This is a genomic window from Niveibacterium sp. COAC-50, assembly GCF_013184235.1.
GTDB classification, from domain to species: Bacteria; Pseudomonadota; Gammaproteobacteria; order Burkholderiales; family Rhodocyclaceae; genus Niveibacterium; species Niveibacterium microcysteis.
In genome coordinates this window covers 1-598 of record NZ_JABCJM010000026.1, presented here as the reverse complement: position 1 = coordinate 598, position 598 = coordinate 1, and the positions used below count along the sequence as shown (strand labels likewise).

The window sequence follows — 598 nt, the reverse complement described above, 5'->3', positions numbered from 1 at the left end:
CCGGCATCGACATCGGACACCGTAACCGTGCCGGACGCATTCGGCGTGCCGGCGATCGCATTCGCGACGCCACCGGCTTCGACCACCGTGCCGGTGGCGGTGCCACCGATGGTGGCGCCGTCGTTGGCGCCATTGATCGTGACGCTGATGACTTGCGAAGCGGTGCCGTCCGCGGACTTCACCGTGATCGAGTCGGTCAGCGACTGACCCGCGCCGAGCGACTGGATCGCGGACTGCGCGTTGTTCGCAGCGTAGGTCCAGGCACCGGTCGTGGTGTTGAAGGTGAAGGTGCCGTAGGTGCCTGCGAGCGTGGCAGGCGTCGCGAAGACCGCTTCGCCCGAATCCACGTCGGTGACGGCGAGCGCACCGGCGGCGGTGAGGTTGCCGCCGGTCACGGCGACATCCTCGGTCATCGTGCCCGTCGCAGTACCGGTGATCGCAGCGGTGTCGTTGGCACCGGTCACGGTCACGTCGATCGCCTTGGTCGCGGTGCCATCCAGGCTCGTGACGGTCAGCGTGTCATGCACGATCTGGCCGTTGGTCAGCGCTTGCGTCGCGGCCTTGGTGTTGTCGAGTGCGTACGTCCAGGCGCCGGTGG

General features: G+C 67.9%; 1 protein-coding gene. It reads right to left on the bottom strand.

Features of this window, described 5'->3' with window-relative positions:
* A partial coding sequence (locus HH302_RS22245; protein WP_216662029.1) for a VCBS domain-containing protein occupies positions 1-598 on the bottom strand: 598 nt, incomplete at both ends.